Below are 2,608 nucleotides of genomic sequence, written 5' to 3'. Positions count from 1 at the left end.
ATGCGGTCCATGTCTTCAGGCGAAGAAAACACGATTTCTATTTTCCCGTGCTTTTTAGTGCCCTTGATGGCCACCTTGGTATCAAAGTGGCTTTCCAGATCCTGGCGTACAGGACTGTCAGCCCAGGCGTTTACCCTAGGCTTCTTTGCTTTCTTCTTCGCCTGTCCAGTCTGCAAGGCGACAAGTTCCTCAGTAGATCTTACCGACAGACCTTCAGCAATGATCTTGTCTGCCAGAGTAGTCATAGACTTTTCATCCGGCAAAGTAAGCAAGGCGCGAGCATGCCCAGCTGACAACACACCTGAGCTTACTTTTCTCTGCACACTGGGGGGCAATTTTAACAAGCGAAGTGTGTTCGCGATCTGAGGCCTGGACTTAGAGATTGACTTAGACAAACCGTCCTGAGTCAAGCCGAACTCATCAATCATTTGCTGATAAGCGGCTGCTTCTTCCAACGGATTAAGAGCCACTCTATGGAGATTCTCGAGCAAAGCATCACGCAACATGGTGTCGTCGCTCGTTGTTTTCACAATTGCAGGTATGGTATCCAGACCAGCCAATCGAGTAGCACGCCAACGACGCTCACCCATTATGATCTCATAATGGGTTGTTTGCTGTAGTCCCGCTTCCCTCTGATTTGAAAGCTGATTCGATTGTTCCTCACCGGTCTTAGCGCCAATTGCTCCGGATTTGCTTTCCGCGCCGCCAGCTGAGGTTGTCTTATTTTTGATTGTTCCTGGACGGTCTATAAGAGTTGATCTTCGCACCACTATGGGCTGCAATACGCCAACTTCTTTGATGGAGCGTGAAAGCTCCAACAGTTCGTCTTCATCGAATATTTGTCGCGGTTGCTGAGCATTGGGCCTAATATCGTCCACACGCACTTCAGCCAAGTACCCGCCTTGGACGGGTTTCAGCTCCTCTTGGCTATTGCTCTCCGTCTTATTCGGCTCAGTAGCATTGCCAACAATAGGTGCACGGTTGACGCTTTGCTGAGTCTCTTTTGTTCGATGATCGACAGCCTTACTCGATCCCATCATCGGCAATGTTTCACGTGAAACATTTGTCGTCGTAGGACCAAAGAAAAGATCACTTGGGTGCTCCAAGCTGCTGATGGACGGAACTGACCGACGCTTGGTAGTTCTCTTCGAAGTGGATGTTTCACGTGAAACATCCTCCTTAAGAGACTCGGAAATGCTGACACGCTTTTGTCCCTTGTTGGAACGTTTACTACCGCTCCCAGAAGACTTTGCCGAAGCCGCTAGTTGAGTGCTTGTACTCCCCGAATGCGTAGTACTGCGTTCTCTTTTAGCTCCGTCTTCTTCTGAGGCATCTATATCTTTGCGAAGTCGTCCGTCCGATTCAGCACCCAAGCCCTGAAGGGTGGGCTGCTTGTTGCCGGAATTCGGTACTTTGTTACCTTCCTGACGGCCTTTGTCAGCATTGGTTTCGTCATCTTCACCTGGCAGGGCGGGGAATAGAGCCCCCAAGCCCTTGCCTAACCGTGAACGGCTTGTCATGTCCTCACTCCCCCTGTCTTCTATTGGCGATATGTTCCAACACTTGCTCGGATCTCTGGGCGATTTCTAACGCCGCCTCTTCGTAAGCAATAGCGCCAGCTCCTTTAGGGTCATAGGTGACAACGCTTTGCCGGAAGCTGGGAGCCTCAGAGATTTTGACAGAACGCGGGATGGTCGTATTAAGCACTATCTCTGGATAATGCTCCTTGACTTGATCAAACACTTCTTTGCTGAGCAGCGTTCGCCTGTCATACATGGTCAACAACATGGTTGAGATTACGAGATAAGGATTATAGCTTTGCTGAACAAGTCCTATGGTATGCAGTAATTGTTGCAGTCCTTCAAGAGCATAGTATTCAGCTTGCACTGGGATCAATACCTCATTGACCGAACACATGGCATTCAGAACTAATAATCCGAGACTAGGAGGGCAATCAACGAGAACATAGTCATAATGCTGGTGGCAGATTTTAAGATAGTCGGCAACCGCTTTCTTCATGAGCTGATTGCGGTTGGGCATATCCGCAACTTCCAGCTCAGCACCACTGAGGTCAATAGAAGATGGGACAACCTCAAGGTTGGGGAATTGAGGGGATACTACCTTAACGTCGTCAATCCCAAGACGACCCTCGAGCACGTCGTATGTTGACGGCGTCCCGGATTCATGAGCTACACCCAATGCAGTAGAAGCGTTGCCTTGTGGATCCATATCGATTACCAACACACGTTCGTCGAATTCAGCAAAAGCACATGCCAAATTTACAGTGGTCGTGGTTTTCCCTACCCCGCCTTTTTGATTTGCAACGGCAATGAAGCGCGTTTTTGAAGGGTGAGGAAATTCAGCCTGATGTAAGGCCTGATAGCGCGCAGAAAGATCTGCCATCTCCGCACCAGACACCGAACCAGTCCCCTCAGCGAATATTCTATTGAGAATATCCGTTGTTGACTCCATACCTGTTGCGGTTGGCGTGGGCTTCTCACCGATATCCGGGGTATTCCCCGAAACGGGTTTCACCTTCTTCGATGCGGTCACGAACCTTCCTCCTTTTGATAACCATTCAATTTTCCCGTCCTAGTTGGACATGTCA

Annotated in this window: 2 protein-coding genes; both read right to left on the bottom strand. The window is 49.4% G+C overall.

The features are described from left to right. A partial coding sequence (locus AC0AP0_RS11680) for a ParB/RepB/Spo0J family partition protein (protein WP_490430588.1) occupies positions 1-1,520 on the bottom strand: 1,520 nt, incomplete at its 3' end. Between the two features lie 4 nt (positions 1,521-1,524). After that, complete coding sequence (locus AC0AP0_RS11675) at positions 1,525-2,472, bottom strand: ParA family protein (RefSeq protein ID WP_046323942.1); 948 nt, start codon at positions 2,470-2,472, stop codon at positions 1,525-1,527. Between the last annotated feature and the right edge of the window lie 136 nt (positions 2,473-2,608).

Source organism: Bifidobacterium sp. POST2/T3 (B1), from assembly GCF_058197115.1.
Note: the sequence above shows the minus strand (reverse complement) of the source record. Positions and strands in the feature narration are given on the sequence as shown.

What these genes read in the sequence shown, in the direction of transcription:
- AC0AP0_RS11675 (WP_046323942.1), bottom strand. Translation starts at nt 2,472, where the DNA reads ATGGAGTCAACAACGGATATTCTCAATAGAATATTCGCTGAGGGGACT.